This is a genomic window from Paenibacillus sp. p3-SID1389, from assembly GCF_025151705.1.
GTDB lineage: Bacteria > Bacillota > Bacilli > Paenibacillales > Paenibacillaceae > Fontibacillus > Fontibacillus phoenicis.
This window is the reverse complement of record NZ_JALXVO010000001.1, coordinates 145,103-164,011: the sequence shown is the minus strand read 5'-3', so window position 1 is coordinate 164,011 and position 18,909 is coordinate 145,103. Positions and strand designations below refer to the sequence as shown.

Here is an 18,909-nt window from a genome sequence, read left to right as displayed (position 1 = left end):
ATGGATGCACAACAACAGAACCCCTCTTTTCAAGCGAAGGACGGAATGAACTATGCGCCGAAGGGACGTCCCCATGCCGTCGTGAAACCCGGCGAATTTATATTTGCTGCGGTGCACCTCGACCACGGGCATATTTACGGCATGACCGGCGGCCTGGTCGAAGCCGGAGCGACCTTGAAGTGGGTGTATGATCCCGACCCGGCCAAAGTCCAGGCGTTCGTGGAGCAGTACCCGCAAGCCGCCCGGGCAGACAGCCTGGATCAAGTGCTCTCCGACCCCGAGGTGCGGCTCGTCGCTGCAGCGGCGGTGCCGTCGGAGCGCGGTCCGCTGGGGCTTAGGGTGATGGACGCCGGGAAGGATTATTTTACCGACAAGACGCCGTTCACCCGCCTGGACCAACTGGAAGCTGCGCGTCAGAAGGTACGCGAAACCGGACGCAAATATATGGTCTATTACAGCGAACGCCTGCACGTGGAATCCGCCGTGTATGCCGGTCAGCTCGTTCAGCAAGGGGCGATCGGGCGCGTGCTGCAGGTGACCGGGTTTGGTCCGCACCGGCTGAATGCGGGTTCGCGGCCGGAGTGGTTTTTTCAGAAGGAAAAATACGGCGGTATTCTCTGCGACATCGGCAGTCATCAAATCGAGCAGTTTCTGTTCTATACTGGGTGCAAGGATGCCCAAGTGCTGCACAGCAAGGTAGCCAACTATCATCATCCCGAATACCCCGAGCTGGAGGACTTCGGCGACGCGACGTTGGTTGGAGATAACGGGGCGACGCAATATTTCCGCGTGGACTGGTTTACGCCGGACGGACTCAGCACCTGGGGAGACGGACGGACGTTCATTTTGGGCACCGAAGGGTATATTGAGCTGCGCAAATACGTCGACCTCGCCCGGGATGCGGAGGGCGACCATGTCTACCTGGTGAATCAGGACGGGGAGCAGCATTTTGCCGTACGCGGGCAGGTGGGCTATCCGTTCTTTGGCGAGCTGATTCTGGATTGCCTGAACCGCACGGAAAACGCCATGACCCAGGAGCACGCCTTCAAAGCCGCAGAGCTGTGTCTAAAAGCTCAGCAGCAGGCACTTCGCGTCACCCCAACTTACTAGGACAGGAAGGGACCTTACGATGACGATGCAAGAACCGATCGGCGCGGCGATTATCGGCTGCGGAGCGATTTTTCCGCTGCATGCCGGGGCTGTGCAGCAACTGGACGGCGTGAAGCTGAAAGTGGTCGTCGACAGCGATGCCGCCAAGGCAGAGCAGGCCGCAGCGGCGTATTCCTGCGAAGCGGCCAGCGATTACCTGACCTTGCTGGATCGTGACGATATTCAAGTCGTCCACCTCTGTACGCCCCATCACCTGCATGCGGAGATGGCGACGCAGCTGCTCCGTGCCGGCAAACATGTGCTGACGGAAAAACCGCTCGCACATGACCTCAAAGCGGCGGAGAACCTGGTGGCAGAAGCTCGGCGCAGCGAGGCACAGCTGGGGGTTGTTTTTCAGAATCGGTATAACGACTCATCCCGAAAAATCCGCGAATTCCTGGAATCGAAAACGCTGGGCCGGCTCATCTGCCTGAAAGGCATCGTCACCTGGCACCGGGACGAAGCTTATTATACCGACAGCCCATGGCGGGGCCGCTGGTCGACGGAAGGCGGCGGCGTGCTGATCAATCAAGCGATCCATACGCTTGACCTGCTCCAATGGTTCGGCGGCGAAGTCCTCTCCGTCCAGGGGAGCGTCACTGCCGACGCCCTTGGCGACGTGATCGAGGTGGAGGATACGGCGCATGCCAGCCTCCGGTTTGCGGACGGCGTTCACGGGTTGTTTTACGCCACCAATGCGTACCTCACCAACACCCCAGTTGAACTGGAACTGGTGTTTGAAGGCGGCACGCTGCGTCAGCGGGACGATTGCCTGTATTTGACCCGGGACGGTCGGGAAAGCCTGGTCTGCGAACCGCCGGCGAACCTTAACGACGCAGGACAAATCATCGGCAAATCCTACTGGGGCTCCAGCCATCAGTTGTTAATCGCCGACTTTTATGACCGCGTCCGAACAGGAACTCGCTTTGCGATTGACGGCGAAGAAGGCCTCAAAACGCTGCGGCTCATCGATGAGTTGTATCAATCCTCTCGGACGCGGAAATCCAGATAAACACTAGATACTGAGAACCGGGAACTTACGACATAAACAAACGGAAAATGGAAAATCGTTGCGAAGCGAAGGACCGTTCCTTACGAGGGGCGGTCTTTCTTGTATCGGGGAACATACCAGAGGGGATGGCCGAGGTTACAGCCGTTTTCTCATCCTGGTGAGGATGGTAACCAGTACCGAGTTGAAGCCTATGGGTACTTTAGACCGCTCACGCTTTGACTTCTCCCGCTCCCTGCGCCGGATTTGCTCAGCCAGCAAACACCGGTCCAGCTCCTGGCGAAGATCCCGAATATACTGTTTGGCAACGTCCAAGTCGTTCAGATACATCGTGCTCCACCTCCTTTTCGTCATTAGTTAAAGATCTCCATAATTGGATAAACACTTCCTGCTTGATCCTTCCCTATCATAACGCCGCAGTTGCAGCCGCGTAAGGGTACAAAACACCTTAAGTTCTTTTTTCCTCCCTTCTTCCTCACAAAATAAAAGCGGCCACCTTTGTTTTATGCAAAGGGGTCGCTTTTGTTCACGGCGTTCCACACGCCAGCGGCTTTATAGATAAAAATGGCGAATCCAATCGGTAGAGTTGACGCTACGTTAGCTGACCAGGTGCCCGCCGGGAAATAGGCGGAGTTCTCTTCGCCCGCTGCCGCGCTTGCTCCAGCGTGCGGTAGCGGAACTCCAGCAAGGCTCGGCCGATCTCCGGCGTCGTAAAGGTAAAGAAGGGCAGCACGTACTTTTCGGTATCCCAGAAATAATGCCCTTCGTACCCTTCGCCGATGAGCCCCTTCGCGGCCATGCTGGTCATGCCGTCGCGTCCAGCCGACTGCAGCAGGCCAAACGCATTAAACCGCAGCCCCTGCTGGAGCGCGGGATCGCTGGCAATTTCCACGTCGGCGCGGCTCCAGAACGCGTCCAGGTAAGCGTGCTGCTCCTCAGCCAGCCCGTCAAAGCCGCGGCTCTCGGCCAAGCGCAGCACTTCTTCGCTTCGCATCCGCAGCTCTTCCTCCCGGGTATCCCGGGTCGTATGAACGCTAATGAATTTGCTCAGCGACAGGTCCGCCGAATGCTCATAAGGCTGCTCGTTCATCCTTTCACCGAGCCTCCCATCAGCCCTCTAACAAAGTACTTCTGCAGGAGGAAGAAGATCGCGAGCGGCATCAGCATCGAAATAAACGCGGCGGACGTCAGCAAATGCCAGTCGTTGCCTCTCGAACCCACGAGATCGGCGATTTTCATCGACATCACCTGTACGCTTGGCTGGTTGCCGATGAAGATCAGCGATACCAGGTAATCGTTCCAGACCCACAGGAACTGGAAGATACTGATCGAAGCGAGCGCCGGCACCGACAACGGCAGGATCAGCCGGGAGAAAATCGTAAAATGGCTCGCCCCATCGATAAAGGCCGACTCAAACAAATCCTTGGGCAGCTGGCTGATGAAGTTATACATAAAGTACGTGACGAGCGGCAAACCAAAGGCCGTATGCGCCAACCAGATCCCCAGATAGCTGCCGTTCAGACCCAGCGCCGTATAGTCCTTCAACACCGGGATGAGCGCAACCTGTAGCGGAATGACCAGCATCGCGATGATCACCACAAACAGCGTTTTGCGGCCAGGGAACCGCAGCCAGGCGAAGGCATAAGCGGCAAACGAAGCGATCAGCACCGGAATCACCGTTGCCGGAACGGCGATCGTTAGCGTGTTCCAGAACGCCTGGGACAACCCGGTCCCTTTCTGAATCGATTCGCTGCCATCGGCGAGCTTCAGCTTATATTCCTTACCGGACAGCACGTTCTTATAATTCTCCAGCGTCAGCGCCGGCTTGAACTCCCAGCCCTGCTCCTGGACGTGGATCGTGCGGGCCCGGCGATTTTCCCAGATCAGCCGCTGTCCGTCTTTTACTACCCCGGCTTTCAGCTCGTCGTCACTGTAGGTTTCTCCGTTCACTTCAATCGGTTCGCGCAAGTCGATATCCTTGGAGAGCTGAATCGTTTCCGCATTCGTCCATTCCCGGTGCGGGAACACGTTCCACCAACCGGTTTGCAAAATGTCTGCCGCCGGCCGGAAAGAAGAGATCAGCAGCCCCAGTGTCGGGATGAGCCACAATAAGCAGATGAGACCGAGAACGAGGTTAACTACCGTTTTGCCGCGTTTGCGTTTATGCAATTTCGTGCCCGCCATTAGAATCCCCCCTGCTTGCGGATCTGCCGCAGATTAAAGAAGATGACCGGCGTTACGGCAATCAGCAAGACGATCGCCAGCGTGGACCCGTACCCGAAATTACGGTACATGAAGAATTGCCGATAGAACTGCGTGGCCACCACTTCCGTCCCGTATTGTCCGCCAGTCATGACCATGACCACGTCGAAAATTTTGAGCGTAAACACAATGATCGTCGTCGTCACCGTCAGGATTGTCACCGAGATATACGGGATGATAATGCGGAAGAAGATTTTGATCTCACCGGCCCCGTCCACACGTGCCGCTTCCAAAATATCCTCTGGAACCCCTTTGATCGCCGCGGAGAAAATGACCATGGCGAACCCGGTTTGCATCCAGATCAGAATTAAGATCAGAAACAGGTTGTTCCACGGCTGCAGCATGCTGGTCCAGGCTTGCGCTTCACCGCCTAGAGCGGTGACGATGGCATTAAACAGACCGATTTGCTGGTCGCCGGGCTGATAATAATAAACAAACTTCCAGATGACGCCCGCCGCCACAAACGAGATCGCCATCGGCATAAAGATAATCGACTTGGCGATTTTCTCGTAGCTGCTGCGGTCGGCGAGGATGGCAATCAGCAGCCCAAGCGTGACGCAAGCAAGCGTGCCTAGGAACACCCACAGCAGGTTGTTGCGCAGCGCCGTTCCCATCAGCTTATCGGTGAAGATCGCCGCATAGTTGGCGAGCCCAACGAATTTCTCCGACGAGGCGTTAAAGAAGCTCAAGTACAACGTCCGTACGGCAGGCAGCACCAGCAGCCATCCCAGCAAAATCACGGCCGGACCGATGAAAATATACGGCAACACCTTCCGCCGCACCTGCTCCGGATACTGCTCCACCGCCCAGTTAAAGGTATAGAAAAGTAAGTACACGCCGAGTACGCCCCATAAAACGGCGAAGATCGCAGTCAGCAGCGGATTCAGCGTCGAGTCGCGGAAAAAGCGGAAGATCAGGCCGTGTCCGGCGGCATTTGCGACCAGGACGATCAGGGTGAAGAACACGGCCCTCAGGCTGACGATTCGCTTGGCCTCTGAACTCATCATGACCCCTCCTAAATGTTTTGTGAGCGTTACTTCCTGAACCGGTTGGATTGATGAAAAAGGAAGGGGCGTGTGTGCCGGAACCCACGTTTCGGCTCGCGCGCCCCTCCGCGGTGCTTTAGTTATCGTTTATGCCGCAGATCCAGAATCGGGCTTAGTTATTCCAGCCTTCCTGAATTTGCGCCAACGCTTCATCCAGTGTGGACGTACCGCTCACGTAGTCGGTCATGCCTTTCCAGAAGGTACCGGCACCTACTTTACCCGGCATCAGGTCAGAGCCGTCAAACCGCAGCGTGGTCGCATCCTGCACGAGCTGAGCCATACGACGATCGGCCTCGGAAGTATACCAGTCAAGCGAAGCATCGTTCATCGGAGCGATCACGCCGCCGGATTGTACCCACGATTTGATCGATTCGCCTGTCGTAAAGAATTCCATAACCGCACGAACTTCAGGACGATCGTTGAACATGGCATAGATATCGCCGGCTACCAGCACCGGTTTCCCATATTGCTCGTCGATCGGCGGCAGATAGAACCAGTCGTAGTCTTCGTCGATCTTCGCGGTTTCCGGGAAGAAGCTGGTGATAAAGTTCGCTTGACGATGCAGCCAAATCTTCGGCGGGTTGTCGAACATCGGCAACGCCGAATCCCCAAATGCTGTCGTTACGATCGATTTCGTTCCGCCATACACGTAATCCGGATTCATCCAGATTTCCGACATTACTTCAACAGCATGCTTCACTTCAGGGGAAGTGAACGGCAGTTCACCGCTAACCCATTTATCATAGTTTTCCGGCGAGGTCGTGCGGAGCATGATGTCTTCTACCCAGTCGGTAGCCGGCCAGCCTGTTGCCGCGCCGCTTTCGATACCGATCCCCCAAGCCGTGTCGCCGTCCTTGGCGATTTGCTCCGTCAGCGCCATCAGCTCATCCCAAGTTTGCGGAATGGTATAACCCGCTTCCTCAAATTGCTTCTTCGGATACCATACCAAGCTCTTTACGTTACTGCGGTTCCAAATGCCCGCCATGATTTTATTGCCGTCCTTATCTTCCATCGTCGCCATGTCAAGCCAGCTTTGGTTGTAGTTCGCCTTCAGCTTCTCCTGGTCGAGTATGTTGGTCAGATCGATGACCTTACCGGTCTTGGCAACGGCAGCCAGCAGACCCGGTTGCGGGAAGTCCGCGATGTCGGGGGCGTTGCCGCCGTCTACACGGACGTTAATGGTCGCTTCGAACTCTTTGGAGCCCTCGTATTGAATGTCGATGCCTGTTTTCTCCTCGAACTCTTTGATGCTGGTTTCGAATTTCACTTGGTCAGCATCTACGAACGGACCAAACATCGTAACTTTCGTCCCTTTATATTCACCTTTCAACGCCAACTCCAGCGGAGAGCCGGTGGAAGTGTCATTGGTTGCGGCGGTATCATTTGTGTTCTGTTCCGTGGTTCCCGTATTAGCCGGAGCCGCCGGTTCATTATTTGCCGCATTGTTCCCTCCGCCGCAGGCGCTGAGGAGAAGTGTGAACGATAACCCGCTAACGAGCAATAAGGAAGTCCATTTTGATCTTTTTTTCATTGACCCTACATCCCCTTCGATATGATTTAGGAACAACCATCTGTAGGTCAGACGACCTTTATTCGATTCCGGCGAATCACCTCCTTAATCAAGCTTTTCAGCAGCAGGCGACGATAAATATAGGCCTGTATCCGTTTTCAATTCGGTATAAGTGTATGACCTACCCAGCCGGAATGTTCCGCTTTTTTGAAAAGCTTTTCAGAATACGATTCAAATGGTTCGTGGTGAGTGTTGGAATGTGTGAGTTGTGTTACATTGCGTGTGTTGTGTTACGATGTGTGTTACATTGTGTATGTTGTATTGCGTTGTGTGTGTTATTACTTGGCTACACCATGGTTCTTTCCCGTGAGGATTCCCTTACGACCAGCTTGTGTTGGAGGATCTCTCTGGGCACCGCCACGCTCCCGGTCGTCAGCAGCTCATGCAGCTTCTCTGCAGCACGGTGGCCTAGATCATAGATGGGTTGGGATATCGTGGTCAGCTTAGGAATATACATGCTGGCCATGCGGTGGTTGTCAAAGCCGATGACGGACACCTGCCCCGGGACAAGAATGTGCCGATCCCGAAGATACGAAATCGTCCCCATGGCAAATTCGTCGGCAACGCAAAACACCGCGGTCAAATCAGGATGCTCGGTAAACAGCTCATGTGCCGCCTGATACGCATGCTCAAAATAGTGACTGGCAAATTTCACGTTTTCGATATTCGATGTCAGTCCGTATTCCTTCATGGCCCGAACAAACCCGGCGAATCGCGGCGGGCCTGAAATGGAATTGTCGTGATTGAAGCCAATCATACCGATTTGGCGATGACCAAGCTCGATCAGGTAAACGGCTGCGTCATAAGCTGCCGCCTCGTCGTCGACTTCGACGCACGGAATATCGTAGTCGTCCGAATGGGACGACACCATGACACAGGGGATGCGGCAACCAATCAGTTTCTCGTAATACTCCGGAAACATTTTGTCGCTCGCAAATACGATCCCGTCCACCTGCTTCTCATGAAACGTATCGATATACGACAACATCCGCTCCTTATCACGGTCCGTGTTGCAGATCATCAGGCTGTACCCCAGCTTGTTGCAGGCATCCTGCATTCCCCGGATCATTCCCGCGTAATACATGTTCTCAATATCGGGAATCAACAATCCTAAGGTAAAAGACTTCTTGTAAATCAGTCCGCGGGCGAACGCGTTCGGCTGGTAGTTCAGTTCCTGAATCGCCTCCAGCACGCGCTTTCGCTTGCTCTCCACCACCGTACCCGGCGCGTTCATGACGCGCGAGACCGTACTGATGGAGACCCCCGCCTTTTTAGCAACATCACGGATCGTTGGTTTGCTTTTGTTTTTGTTCATCGTTTGTATCCTCGATTTGAAAAGCTTTTCAATGCGATTATAACAAGGGATTTTTTCGATGACAAGATTTTTTTGAAGCGCTTACAATCCTAGGGGTGACCCTAGCCCGTCCGCCCCCTTTCTCACCTTTATCCCTTTGAGTCCGGCTACTCGTAAGCACTCCCCCATTGGCATTTCCCTGCCTAAGAAGTTCAAATGCAGCGTAAACGGACTGACTGGGGGCGAGACGATATACCTCGTTCTTGCTCTAACGGAACCAAATGACGCTAAAGTCCATTTCCCGCGAGATTTCCCGTTCTAACGGAACGTAAGGCCGTTATTGGACGTAAATCAACCTCGCTCTAGCCTATTCGAGCCAAATAACGTCATCTGATTCCGTTAAAAGTTCCGACCAGCTGCTTCCATGCGAAATAAGGGCTGTACGTTCCGTTAAATCCATTCATTAAACATAACTCAACTTAATTGCTGGCCGCACGCCATCCCTTGCCAGACTGACGTTGGCATAGCTGCGGATGCTGCATCCCGTACCGATAAAATGGGCGCGCGAAGGTAAATTGCCCTGCGTGCGCAGCCACCACCAGGAACAGCCCAGCTTCTGACCGTTTCGCAGCACATAATTGACTTCCTCGCCCTTGTCATAGACATAAAGGCTGCAGCCGTCGGGCTTCTTCAATTTCGCATAATCCGTCCCTACGGCGGTCATCCAGTCCTTGCCAAGGCTTGCGGTGAATGCCTTCACCTCCGCTACACTCAGCAGAAACACGTTGTCCTCCGTATCGGGGCAGCCTTCCCCGTTATCTGTGCAATAAGCCGGCTCGATCAACGCTTGCTCTTCCGGGCTAAAGGCAGCAGCGAAAAACTCCTCGTTTAACCACTGTCGCAAATCGCAGTCGCGCCAGATGATGTCTACGGCATCCCGCCACGAAACATCCGCGCTTTTCCCGTGATAAAAGCTTGCAGTCCAAAATCTCTTCACTCAACAGAAACAACTCGTTGCCTGAATTTTGGAGAACCCGCCATACGATCGGCTGTACCGTCCCATCGGCTGAATGGGGGTACGAGCCGAAGGTCATCCGTTCCCCCGGATGAATCGCATGATGGAGCGGCATAGAAGCAGGTTGATGGTTACCATCCATAAGACTCCCCTCCTCTTCTTCAGTCTATCTATTTTACAACAAGTTCCCAGGGGGGGCCGCAACAACTAATCGATGAGACTTCTTCTTCGGCCAATAACAAGCGACCATAGGATCTAGTGATCTAGTAACTTACTGACTTAGCGATCTAGTGACAAAGTAACCAAGCATCAACTACATTGACACACATAGTAATATGTATTACATTGTTTCAAAAGAGGTGAACAAAGTGAACGACAGCGCCATCAGCCGGGATTTGATCCGCGGCCACATCGATACGATTATTCTTCGGGTGCTGCTGGAGGAGGGAGATAACTACGGGTATGAGATCATGAAATCCATCTCCTCCATTAGCCAAGGACGTTACGAATTGAAAGAGCCGTCGCTCTACACCAGCTTAAAGCGATTGGAGGCCCAGAAGCTGATCGAATCCTATTGGGGGGAAGATCGCAGTTTGGGCGGGCGGCGCAAATATTACCATGTCACCCCTGCGGGAGCCGAGGTTTACAAAGCCAATTTGGCGGCATGGAAATTTTCCCGCGAGATCATCGACGTTCTGATCGAGAAACAGGAGGGATCCCCATCATGAATTCGTTGCAAAACCACGTGGATCGTTTATTTGCCGGCTACCCGGCAACCGGACGAAACCGTGAGATGAAAGAGGAAATCATCGGTAATCTGGAAGCCAAAGTCGCCGATCTCATGGCTGGCGGAATGGATTACGAACAAGCCGTCCGAACGGCAACATCCAGCCTCACCCGCATCGACGGGCTGATCGACGAACACCCACTGATCTATGTAAACCGCTATCGTTTGGAATGGATGCAAAAGATGCTGTTTTTAGCCATCATTCTGTGGATCTTCACTATTCCATTACGTTTGATCGAACGCACGCCGTTAAGTTTCTTCCTTCTGGGCTTCGTCCTGGTTCTTGGCCTCTTTTATCTCGTGCTGCATTTAACGTGGCGCGGCCAAGCGCTTGAAGTAACGGCTCCGCGACATATCGCGGCGGCCCGGCGGCGAAGCCGGATCGTGTGGCTGCTGTGGGGGTTGTTCATTCTTGTCACCCTGCTCGCGATTACGGCCCTCCGGTTCGGGAGCAATATCTGGTTTGGCTATCAAGTGAAGATCGGCGGTCCTTATCAGTTTGCGCTACTGGGCATCCAATACGCCAAGCCGTTTCTCACGATTGGGATTCCGCTGGCGTTCCAGCTGAGCGCTTCGTTGCTGACAAAACATGAAGTAGGTGATTGGGAAGCATGACGACGAGACAAACCTTCAAACGTTGGAACATCGGAATTTTCGCCCTGCTCCTTGCCGGATTCGTCTGCTTGGGCGTGGTGGAAGGCGTGGCGCTACCGCGCCAGGATAAGCAGGGGGCGCTCTACAACGAAGCGCAAAACAATCCGCTGACCCATGACATCACCCGTACGGCCTCTTTTGCGACACCTTACATGGGCAATGCTTCTAAAGTTTCGGGCCTCTTCCTTTCGCTCCCCCTGGGACCGATTCGTTCTTTTGCCCTTGATCCGGACGTGTTCACCGTGCAAGTGAATCTGGATTCTTCGGTGCCGATGGCGGATGTCGATCGCGATCGAGCGTATTTATACAGCGCCACGGCCGCTTTTGCTTATATCGATAACCTGGAGGCCGTGATTTTTAACGAAGGTTCGGCGGCCTACCGTGTAACGCGTGAAGAACTGCTAGACTGGTACGGCGTAGATCAGTTTTCGTCTTTAACCACCGACCATGCCGTTTGGCAAGCTGCGGTGCAAAACAAGCTGACAGATCGGGATTACGCGTGGCGAGCGTTCCAGGAGCTTTTCCATGAGACCGAGACTCTATCCGTTTAACGCTTCCTTCTCCCAACGCTTTTATCTGATAAAGCCCCTTTACCGCACTCATCTATAAGGGAAAATCAAAAACCGCATTTACAACCGGATTCATCAAAAAATTTAAAAAAGTCGATCAGGAATGAACTTCCTGACCGACTTTTTTTGCATGTCAATTACTTCTCCTCCCGCCTCTTAATCATCTCCAGAAACTCGAGAATGATGTCGGAAACGGCGTCCTCTTCGGACATATGAATATACTTGCTTATATGCACAATATCGCCTTTAAACAGCTCGATTAACTTTAACGTCGCATCGGGATCGTTATCCCTTGCTTTCTGAAGCAAACTCAGGAACTCTTCATCATCCGGGAAAACTCTTTGATCATCTTTCGTTTCCATTTGTTCACCCCTTGCTGACTCATATTCAACTCGCGGGCGACTTCCCCCTCCGTTTTGTCCTGTAGATAGATTTTGGAGATGATCGTTTTTCCCGTCGTAGAAGGAAGCGCATTGATCAGCTGTCTTACAACAATTTTATTATCAGAAGATGAGGTGAAGCAGGTTACGGCCGGCTCGACTCCATTGAATGAACATTCCCGTTTTCTGACGACTCTCGCTCTGTATTGAACCCTCCATGCAATACGATAAACTTCTTTCCGATATTGCTCGTACACGGTATGTTGTTCCTTCAAAACTACCTCCCCCTTTCATTTTCATCTTCTATGTATAGGGAAATTTTTAAGGGGGTTATACAACCATAATTATATAAGTAGTAATGATTATAACATTTTTTCTATATTTTGGTTGTGCCATGACAAACTTTTTTTCCCCATATAGTGAAGGGCCCGAAAAAAGTTCAAGGAGGTACCCATGATGCAGGTTGCAGATATTGTGTCGTTGGTTGCTAATGTTGGCTTTCCCGTCACACTTTGCTTCATCCTGATCAAATATGTGCTGCAAACCGTTGGCGATAAATTGGGCAACATCGAGGCTTCCTTGCAGGCTCTCTCCGAAGAAGTGCAGCGGCTGGATGATATTCTGGGCGAAGATCGGCAGACCTCAGGAGCCTCCGGCAGCAAAGAATCTAGGAAACTGTGAAAATCCTCAGGCCTAAGGTTGTACCGCAGATGCGGGTAAAAACACCCCTATTTATATCTATGACGGGCCCGGCAAAGTTAGAACGATTGATGTCATAACAAAAAGCCCCATGCTGCTCGCTATCCCTTTGGTTCAAGGTTGGCGAAGCATGAGGCTTTTTGCAGGCTAGGAAAGTTTAAGATTGTTCCTTACGGTGATTTTAACCCTTGGTACAGTGCATCAAGCAGCCGGTGCGTCCGATCGCAGCCATACTCCCAGAACATCACCCCGGCCAGTTCTTGCGCCTTGACGTAATCGCATTTACAGCGGATCGATGCTTCATCGTCATAGGAGATAAACGTTTGGCCGTCAAACAGATACGGCGCTTTCGCCTCCTCATCCCAGTAACGGACAAATCCGTTGCGGTCGATATACTCGGCGGCTAATGCAGTAAAGTCCGGGCCGTACCCACCCGGGCCGGGAGACATTTGATACAGCCCGCGATTCACGTTTGGTACGTCCTTCCACATGCGTGAATAAAACGCTGCGCCGATGACGATTTTCTCCTTGGGCACCCCGGCCTGAATATACAGGTTCACCGAGGCGTCAACGCTAATGCGGAACAGGTCCCCGGTTCCTGTGTACAGGTTGGTGTGATGCCCGGTCAACGTCTGGAAGCCGCCGCGCATGTCGTACGTCATCAGCTGGACGAAATCAAGGTAACGCTGGACCTCAGCCATCTCCGTACCGTCAATGTAATATTGGTCCGCCCCAGCGGCGATCGTCAGCCCATAATGGCGGCCATCCCGTTCGCCTTGCCGATCCAGCGCCTCTCTCATCGTCCGCAGCAGCAGCGTGAAATTCGCCTTGTCGTCCGGGCTGGCAGCAATCCCCGCCTCGGCATAGCAGGGATACTCCCAATCCAGGTCGACCCCGTCAAGTGCATATTCCGTGACGGCGCGGACCGCCGACTCGGCCATTGCCTGCCGCCCGGCTTCCGTTGAAGCGGCCTCCGAGAAGCCGCCGGCGCTCCAGCCGCCTACGGACAGCAGGACCGTCAAGTCAGGATTCTCCCGTTTGAGTTCGGGCAGCAGGCCCAAGTTTTGCAAATGTCCCGTTTGAATCCGGTCCTCTCGCACATGGCCAAAGGCGATATTGATATGGGTCAGCTTCTTCAGCTCTTCCTTCGTCAGTTCAGGGAGGTGGCGGTCGCTAACGTATCCCGCCACCACATAGTTCCGGCTCATTTGGTGCTCCTCCCTTTGTTTGCGCGGCTACTCGCGCAAACCTGAGTTGTCGTCGTACACAGCTACAAATCGCTTAAAATCTGGAGTGCTTCCTTGCCGCTTCCCGGCTTATAACCCGATTGCACGTAACGGACGTTCCCTTCATGGTCCAGGACAAATAGGTGCGGGAACCCTCCGCTCCCTAACTGGATGCCGGCGTCCGTGAACCGGCGTAGCGCAATGTGACCCGGATCGCCGGCGAATACCGCGCCCTTCGGCAAGCGGGCAGCGGCTTCAGGGACGACGGGAGCCGGTGAGTCCTCTTCACGCCCAAGGACAAAAATAACCGGGATCCCCAAGACGTCAAACGTTTCCGCGAGCTCTCCTGTTTCACGCAGCAGATGCTTCGACGGCTCCCGTTCCGGCACCAGCCAAGCGATCATCGCGCCGCGTGGCCCTTGGCATAACGCCCCCAGCGTTGTCTCCGTCCCGTCTGCTTGCCATAGCGGCGTTTTGGGATCAGGTGTCCCGTACACCGGGATATGCCGTGATGGAGCTGGAAAGGTCAGCGTAACCTCGGTCTGCTCTTGCTCCACCACCCGGAAGTACGTGAACCGTCCCAGCACGGTACCGTCCTTCAGCCGTACGCCCGATGTGATCCGGTAATCCCCCGGCTCAACATCAAACGCCGTATCGTACACATCGGTTTTGCCGTGCGGGTACAGCAGCGTTTTATAGAACCCATTTTCCAGCCGGGCGATGGTGAAGTTCTCCATATAAGAGGCGTTTGGTGCGTCGGTTCCGCCATTCGCTTCGCGTCGAAGCAGCAATTGGCCGGCGCGGCCCTCGGCTTCCGCCTGTCCTTCTCGTACGCTTCCGATTGCCGCATCCACCCAAGTACCAGCCGCATAATACTGCGGCTTCAGCTCGCTTGGATGCAGCCTTGCCGGAATGCCGAGACTCCGGCATAACGCGACGAACAGAATGTCCAGCGCACCTTGGTCCGCAATCCGCAGCTGGAATGTGCCCAGGGGTCCTGCTTTGCCGCGCAGGTTCCCCGGTCCCTCATGCACTTTCCAGCCTTCATTCAGGAACTCAGCAATCCGGGAAGGATCGGCTTGATAAGATTTGATCTCCGCTTCGGTAAATTGATTCTGAAGCGCCTTCCGGTAAGGGGTGATCATCTCAAACCACACACGCGGGCACATCACGTACGTCACGAACAGCTCCCGGTTGTACGAATCCTTCCATGGCAACGATCCGGTCAAGTGGTCGTCCAGCGTCTCGCGCATCGTATCGGTCAAATCTTTCTCCCGCAAGCTTTCGAGCAGAAGCAGCGGCCATTCGCCATGTTCCGGGACGCGCTCCTCCAGGAAAGCGGCGATTTCCCGGCTGTTGCCGCGGGCAGGCTCAAGCACTTTCCATACCCGGTCTGCCGGCAGCCCAAGCTGGGCAGCAAGTTGCTTGGCATCCTCCTCCGTTAAGAACGTCTCCTCGTAAGCACGGCGCAATGCAGCCCCTTCGGCCACCCGTTCTTCATGCCGCTGTAACTGCTCCGCAGGGAGCGGCTCAGATTCCGGACCCTCCAGCTCCGGCGGAGGCACCATCTCGAAGTCCTCGCTTCCAGCCGGCTGCTCCGCCACCGCTCCGCTTAGCACGATCTCGAACCGGTCGCCATCGGCGATGCGGATCTTCCGCTGCCCCCAAGCCCCGTTCCGCACGGCCCGAACGATCAGATCGCCGTAACCGGTCGTGAACCGGACTTCGCCCCGCTCATCCGTGATCAGCTCGGCCAGCGGGAAGAGCTCGGCATAGTTGTACAGCTGGAACTGCACCTTTGCCCCAGCCGCCGGCGTGCCGTCCGCCTCACGCACCTCCACGGCGATCGTCCGGGTCGGCGCGTAATTCGCCAGCAGGTTCAGCTCCGCATACGGGCCGCCCTTGACGGTAATCTCCTCCGGCCCGGAATAGGTCGCCGGGACGCGGGTATGCACCAGCATTGCCCGTCGTGCCGGACCGCTGAACCACCCCTGGTCTAGGCGGGCCTCCGGTTCGCAAGCGCCGATATAATGCCACTTGCCGTCAGCCCAAGCCTCGACCCAAGCGTGATTATCGTCGCAGTGCGCCCAACGCGGCGTGTAGCACTGCCGCGCCGGAATGCCGATGCTGCGCAGCGCCGCAACCGCCAGCGTGGACTCCTCGCCGCAGCGCCCGCGCGCGTTGCGAATCATACCGATCGGCGACAGCGTGCGCAAGTCGCTGCCGATGTAGGTGGCTTTTTCATGGCACCAGTAATTCGCCTCGAGGATCGCCTCCGCCATCGATAAGCCCGCCGTCCGCGGCCCCAACTCCGCATAAATGACCTCACGGAAATCCTCGAGGTTCTCGGTGTTCACCCTGGCCGGCAGCACAAAATGCAAGAACAGGTAGTCCGGCACCCGGGCGCCCCAAGGTACCTGCTTACGGATGGCAAGCGCCTGACGAACATGGGTCAAGAAAAACGTGCCGTCATAATCGGCCAGATCATTTAGCGGCATATGCACATATAGAAATTTTAAAGCCCACGCCTCTTCGGCAGTTAAAGGGCCGTCAAAAACGTCAAACAATTCCTTCTCCCGGCCCTGTGCCAGCTTTCGGATGTCCGCAAACTTGCGTTCAATCTGCTCCAGCTCCTGTTCACTTAACGAAAACACCGGCGTCTCCACGCTCATCAACGCTCACTCCTTCCACAGTTTTCCGTCTTCCCGGATATAATAGATTCCCTTGCCGTCCGAAGCTGGCGCGGAAATCTCAAATCTTCTTCTCGCGGCCTCGACCGTCGGATGAATGCGTAGCGAATCCCTTTCTTCCGCGCTGACGAGCTCCGTAAGCTCCGCCGTAAATCGGCCATGACGGGCATAATAGTTCCGCTGGCGATAATACAGTCGGCGCAGCTCCCATTTGATATATTCGTCCTGCGGCAGCGGGAAACCGGCGGATCCGCCGCCCGTATCGGCTCCCTCGTCCGCAAAGACTACATAACCCCACAGCTCGGGATAATGCATGTTGATGACTCCTTGCGGGGACCATACCCAGTTGTCCTCGGGATAAGGCTTCCCGGTCTCAGGATTGATTTGCTTGACGTAGCGGCCGTCTTGCACCTCCACACGCCATTCTACCCGGGAAAAATTCACCCGCCAGAACTCGCCCGGCAGCGGCGGACGCCCCTCCGGCGCGCATTCGCGCAGCGCGGCCCACGGGAGGGCCACCTCCACGCTCCACCGTCGATTTTTTGCAGTCGGATCGTTTAACTTCCCATCGATATCTACCGCCGTGCGCAACCCATTAATATCCCAGCCATTCACCGGCGGTCCGCCGTCCCGGTATGGCTTGACTAACAGCAAATCCCATACCGTATTCAGCGCGTTGATTTCAAATTCATAATATAGGTGGCTGTCGCCATCTGGATCGATAAAGATTTCAAAGTCGTTGTCATGGAAAATCACCGAATCCCGCTCCGTCAGCGTCGCCCAAATTTCGTCCTCCTCCATTTCGGCCGCCACGTAGAAGTATTCATCATCCCACAGCATTTTCGCCCGCGTCCGTTTGCTTGGCTTGGGCCGCACATCGCCTTCGATATCCACGAAGTCGTCGGTCCATGCCGCGGCATCCCAGAACGGCTTGTCGATCCGCCCGTCCAGGACAAGCGGCCCGGCGGCCCGCTTGCAGACATAGGTTTTGGGCGCATATTCGATTGAAGGTTCAGGCACCTCGCTGTAATTCACCGTTGTTCTCTCTCCCTTCCTGACTTAAGTAAAGACTGCCTAGCGGATGCGCAGCACGATCGCGATCGGCGTCTCCCCTTGCCGCGCGGCGTCGGGCAGGCGCACCGCCACCCCGCCTTCGGAAGACGGTCGGAAGTCCAAGGCTTCGGCGCCGCCGACCAGGTCGATCCGGATGATGCCGGAAGCGGATAGCGGCAGAAGCACTTCCTCCGGAATTGCCTCGGTGTCCTCTTGCACCAGCATCAAGGCGTATCTTGTCTCTCCCTTGCGGGTGAAGTAAATGTTCCCGGAAGCATACGGCTCGCAGATCCGTGTCCCGTAGATCGCTTCCCCGTACACCTTCAGCCACTCGCCTAACCCTTTCATCCGCTCCAACGCCGGCTTGGGCAGCCTCCCGTCCGGCTGCGGCCCGACGTTTAACGCAAGATTGCCGCCTTTGGCGACGATTTCGACGAGCAGATGCACCAGTTCGCGGACGGACTTATAGCTGTCGTTATAGCTGAACGAGAACGAATGCCCCATGGTGATGCAGCTCTCCCAAGGGACGGTGAGCGGCCGCTCCGGCACAGTTTGCTCGGGGGTGATCAGGTTCTCGTACGGCCCGCCGACCGTCCGGTCCGCGGTCAACAACCAAGGTTGGATTTGCCGCGCCTTCTCCACCACTTCGCCGAGACGAATGTCCTGACCGCGGCGGGCATTCACCCACCCGGCGTCCAGCCACAGCATATCGATGCGGCCATACCGCGTCATCAGCTCCATGATTTGCGCATGGGTAAACTGAACAAACTGCTCCCACAGCCAAGGGTACTGCTTCGGATCGTACGAAGGTCCGCGCCACATTCTGCGGCCCCGTTCCATGCCCGGCGCCCAGTAATACGGCGTATGCCAGTCCGCTTTGGAGAAATAGGCGGAGATCGCCAATCCTTCGGCGCGGAACGCATCGAACAGCACCCGACAAATATCCGCATAACGGTGCATATGGAACGGACAATCCGGCCCGGTGATCCGGTAGTTGGTGGTATGGGTATCCCACATACAAAATCCGTCATGATGCTTGGTCGTAAACGTTAAATACTTGAACCCGCCATCAGCTGCAGCTTTCGCCCATAATTCGGGCTGAAAGCGGATCGGATGAAACGTACGATTCAAATCAAAATATTCCTGCTTAAACTGTTCCATGTCATCGATCCAGTCAATGTCGTTCCGGGACCAGTCCCCGTCCTCATCGCTCAGCGCCCAGGACTCCACCAGGCCAAGCTGGGAGTATGGCCCCCAGTGCATCATCAGGCCCAGCTTCTGATCCTGGAACCATTCCAGCCGCTCGAGGATGAACGGATCTTCCGGTTTCACCCAGTTCCGTTCACTGCTGTAATTGTGCACGCCTTGCTCCACTGCCGGTTCAGCTGCAAAAGGCGCCTCGGAGGGCGCCTTCTGCGGCTCGGCCGACGGCTCCTGATACGCGATTTCCTTCTCGCTCATGGATGCCTCCTTATCTCGGTCCGATAGATTTATTTGTTCGTATTA

Annotated in this window: 19 protein-coding genes; 6 read left to right on the top strand and 13 right to left on the bottom strand. The window is 55.1% G+C overall.

Annotation, left to right across the window (positions count from 1 at the left end; all coding sequences use genetic code 11):
* Complete coding sequence (locus tag M3G15_RS00695; protein ID WP_260069780.1) at window positions 1-1,110, top strand: Gfo/Idh/MocA family protein; 1,110 nt, start codon at window positions 1-3, stop codon at window positions 1,108-1,110.
* A gap of 19 nt (window positions 1,111-1,129) precedes the next feature.
* Window positions 1,130-2,161 carry a Gfo/Idh/MocA family protein gene (locus M3G15_RS00690; protein ID WP_260069779.1) on the top strand — a complete coding sequence of 344 codons (1,032 nt, stop codon included), beginning with the start codon at window positions 1,130-1,132 and terminating at the stop codon, window positions 2,159-2,161.
* Window positions 2,162-2,296: 135 nt separating this feature from the next.
* Here M3G15_RS00690 and M3G15_RS00685 read toward each other — a convergent pair whose 3' ends face one another.
* From M3G15_RS00685 to M3G15_RS00655, 7 genes are all read right to left on the bottom strand, one after another.
* A complete protein-coding gene (locus M3G15_RS00685; RefSeq protein ID WP_036644918.1) occupies window positions 2,297-2,488 on the bottom strand; it encodes a hypothetical protein in 192 nt (63 codons plus the stop codon).
* A 262-nt stretch (window positions 2,489-2,750) separates the two neighbouring features.
* A complete protein-coding gene (locus M3G15_RS00680; protein ID WP_260069778.1) occupies window positions 2,751-3,248 on the bottom strand; it encodes a hypothetical protein in 498 nt (165 codons plus the stop codon).
* Entirely contained in the window at window positions 3,245-4,342 is a 1,098-nt protein-coding gene (locus tag M3G15_RS00675) for a carbohydrate ABC transporter permease (protein WP_260069777.1), read from the bottom strand. Before M3G15_RS00675 ends, M3G15_RS00680 begins: the two co-directional genes overlap by 4 nt.
* Complete coding sequence (locus M3G15_RS00670) at window positions 4,342-5,427, bottom strand: carbohydrate ABC transporter permease (RefSeq protein WP_397376572.1); 1,086 nt, start codon at window positions 5,425-5,427, stop codon at window positions 4,342-4,344. The genes M3G15_RS00675 and M3G15_RS00670 overlap by 1 nt, the downstream gene beginning before the upstream one ends.
* A 151-nt stretch (window positions 5,428-5,578) precedes the next feature.
* Window positions 5,579-6,997: an ABC transporter substrate-binding protein gene (locus M3G15_RS00665; protein WP_260069775.1), complete on the bottom strand. Its 1,419-nt coding sequence runs from the start codon at window positions 6,995-6,997 to the stop codon at window positions 5,579-5,581.
* 325 nt (window positions 6,998-7,322) lie between these two features.
* The gene (locus M3G15_RS00660) at window positions 7,323-8,351 is read right to left on the bottom strand and encodes a LacI family DNA-binding transcriptional regulator (RefSeq protein ID WP_009224664.1); all 1,029 of its coding nucleotides are present in this window, start codon (window positions 8,349-8,351) and stop codon (window positions 7,323-7,325) included.
* Between the two features lie 442 nt (window positions 8,352-8,793).
* Window positions 8,794-9,327, bottom strand: coding sequence for a DUF6273 domain-containing protein (locus M3G15_RS00655; protein WP_260069774.1), 534 nt, complete (start codon window positions 9,325-9,327; stop codon window positions 8,794-8,796).
* A gap of 386 nt (window positions 9,328-9,713) precedes the next feature.
* Between M3G15_RS00655 and M3G15_RS00650 the strand changes: the two genes are divergently transcribed.
* Genes M3G15_RS00650 through M3G15_RS00640 form a run of 3 tightly spaced genes read left to right on the top strand, consistent with a single transcriptional unit; the run spans window position 9,714 to window position 11,337 of the window.
* Window positions 9,714-10,073, top strand: coding sequence for a PadR family transcriptional regulator (locus tag M3G15_RS00650; RefSeq protein WP_036644910.1), 360 nt, complete (start codon window positions 9,714-9,716; stop codon window positions 10,071-10,073).
* The gene (locus tag M3G15_RS00645) at window positions 10,070-10,747 is read left to right on the top strand and encodes a permease prefix domain 1-containing protein (RefSeq protein WP_036644908.1); all 678 of its coding nucleotides are present in this window, start codon (window positions 10,070-10,072) and stop codon (window positions 10,745-10,747) included. The genes M3G15_RS00650 and M3G15_RS00645 overlap by 4 nt, the downstream gene beginning before the upstream one ends.
* Entirely contained in the window at window positions 10,744-11,337 is a 594-nt protein-coding gene (locus tag M3G15_RS00640) for a DUF4825 domain-containing protein (RefSeq protein WP_260069773.1), read from the top strand. Before M3G15_RS00645 ends, M3G15_RS00640 begins: the two co-directional genes overlap by 4 nt.
* A 155-nt stretch (window positions 11,338-11,492) precedes the next feature.
* Here M3G15_RS00640 and M3G15_RS00635 read toward each other — a convergent pair whose 3' ends face one another.
* Window positions 11,493-11,717 (bottom strand): hypothetical protein, encoded by a 225-nt coding sequence (locus M3G15_RS00635; protein WP_260069772.1) that lies wholly within the window; start codon window positions 11,715-11,717, stop codon window positions 11,493-11,495.
* Window positions 11,666-12,010, bottom strand: a complete 345-nt coding sequence (locus tag M3G15_RS00630) for a sigma-70 family RNA polymerase sigma factor (protein ID WP_260069771.1) — start codon at window positions 12,008-12,010, stop codon at window positions 11,666-11,668. The genes M3G15_RS00635 and M3G15_RS00630 overlap by 52 nt, the downstream gene beginning before the upstream one ends.
* 178 nt (window positions 12,011-12,188) lie before the next feature.
* On the opposite strand from M3G15_RS00630, the gene M3G15_RS00625 reads away from it, so the two are divergent.
* Complete coding sequence (locus M3G15_RS00625; protein ID WP_009224657.1) at window positions 12,189-12,416, top strand: hypothetical protein; 228 nt, start codon at window positions 12,189-12,191, stop codon at window positions 12,414-12,416.
* Between the two features lie 188 nt (window positions 12,417-12,604).
* Here M3G15_RS00625 and M3G15_RS00620 read toward each other — a convergent pair whose 3' ends face one another.
* The 4 genes from M3G15_RS00620 to M3G15_RS00605 all read right to left on the bottom strand — a co-directional run bounded on the left by M3G15_RS00620 (window position 12,605) and on the right by M3G15_RS00605 (window position 18,864).
* The gene (locus M3G15_RS00620; RefSeq protein ID WP_009224656.1) at window positions 12,605-13,642 is read right to left on the bottom strand and encodes a glycoside hydrolase family 18 protein; all 1,038 of its coding nucleotides are present in this window, start codon (window positions 13,640-13,642) and stop codon (window positions 12,605-12,607) included.
* Between the two features lie 62 nt (window positions 13,643-13,704).
* On the bottom strand, window positions 13,705-16,332 hold the full coding sequence (locus M3G15_RS00615) for a transglutaminase domain-containing protein (protein WP_260069770.1): 2,628 nt from the start codon (window positions 16,330-16,332) through the stop codon (window positions 13,705-13,707).
* Window positions 16,333-16,338: 6 nt separating this feature from the next.
* A complete protein-coding gene (locus tag M3G15_RS00610) occupies window positions 16,339-17,385 on the bottom strand; it encodes a carbohydrate-binding family 9-like protein (RefSeq protein WP_260069769.1) in 1,047 nt (348 codons plus the stop codon).
* Between the two features lie 39 nt (window positions 17,386-17,424).
* The gene (locus tag M3G15_RS00605) at window positions 17,425-18,864 is read right to left on the bottom strand and encodes an alpha-L-fucosidase (protein WP_260069768.1); all 1,440 of its coding nucleotides are present in this window, start codon (window positions 18,862-18,864) and stop codon (window positions 17,425-17,427) included.
* Window positions 18,865-18,909: the final 45 nt, after the last annotated feature.

Coding starts and splice junctions, on each gene's coding strand:
- M3G15_RS00620 (WP_009224656.1), bottom strand. CDS start 13,642: ATGAGCCGGAACTATGTGGTGGCGGGATACGTTAGCGACCGCCACCTC.
- M3G15_RS00635 (WP_260069772.1), bottom strand. CDS start 11,717: ATGGAAACGAAAGATGATCAAAGAGTTTTCCCGGATGATGAAGAGTTC.
- M3G15_RS00645 (WP_036644908.1), top strand. CDS start 10,070: ATGAATTCGTTGCAAAACCACGTGGATCGTTTATTTGCCGGCTACCCG.
- M3G15_RS00665 (WP_260069775.1), bottom strand. CDS start 6,997: ATGAAAAAAAGATCAAAATGGACTTCCTTATTGCTCGTTAGCGGGTTA.
- M3G15_RS00625 (WP_009224657.1), top strand. CDS start 12,189: ATGATGCAGGTTGCAGATATTGTGTCGTTGGTTGCTAATGTTGGCTTT.
- M3G15_RS00680 (WP_260069778.1), bottom strand. CDS start 3,248: ATGAACGAGCAGCCTTATGAGCATTCGGCGGACCTGTCGCTGAGCAAA.
- M3G15_RS00675 (WP_260069777.1), bottom strand. CDS start 4,342: ATGGCGGGCACGAAATTGCATAAACGCAAACGCGGCAAAACGGTAGTT.
- M3G15_RS00690 (WP_260069779.1), top strand. CDS start 1,130: ATGACGATGCAAGAACCGATCGGCGCGGCGATTATCGGCTGCGGAGCG.
- M3G15_RS00685 (WP_036644918.1), bottom strand. CDS start 2,488: ATGTATCTGAACGACTTGGACGTTGCCAAACAGTATATTCGGGATCTT.
- M3G15_RS00605 (WP_260069768.1), bottom strand. CDS start 18,864: ATGAGCGAGAAGGAAATCGCGTATCAGGAGCCGTCGGCCGAGCCGCAG.
- M3G15_RS00640 (WP_260069773.1), top strand. CDS start 10,744: ATGACGACGAGACAAACCTTCAAACGTTGGAACATCGGAATTTTCGCC.
- M3G15_RS00670 (WP_397376572.1), bottom strand. CDS start 5,427: ATGATGAGTTCAGAGGCCAAGCGAATCGTCAGCCTGAGGGCCGTGTTC.
- M3G15_RS00615 (WP_260069770.1), bottom strand. CDS start 16,332: ATGAGCGTGGAGACGCCGGTGTTTTCGTTAAGTGAACAGGAGCTGGAG.
- M3G15_RS00660 (WP_009224664.1), bottom strand. CDS start 8,351: ATGAACAAAAACAAAAGCAAACCAACGATCCGTGATGTTGCTAAAAAG.
- M3G15_RS00695 (WP_260069780.1), top strand. CDS start 1: ATGGATGCACAACAACAGAACCCCTCTTTTCAAGCGAAGGACGGAATG.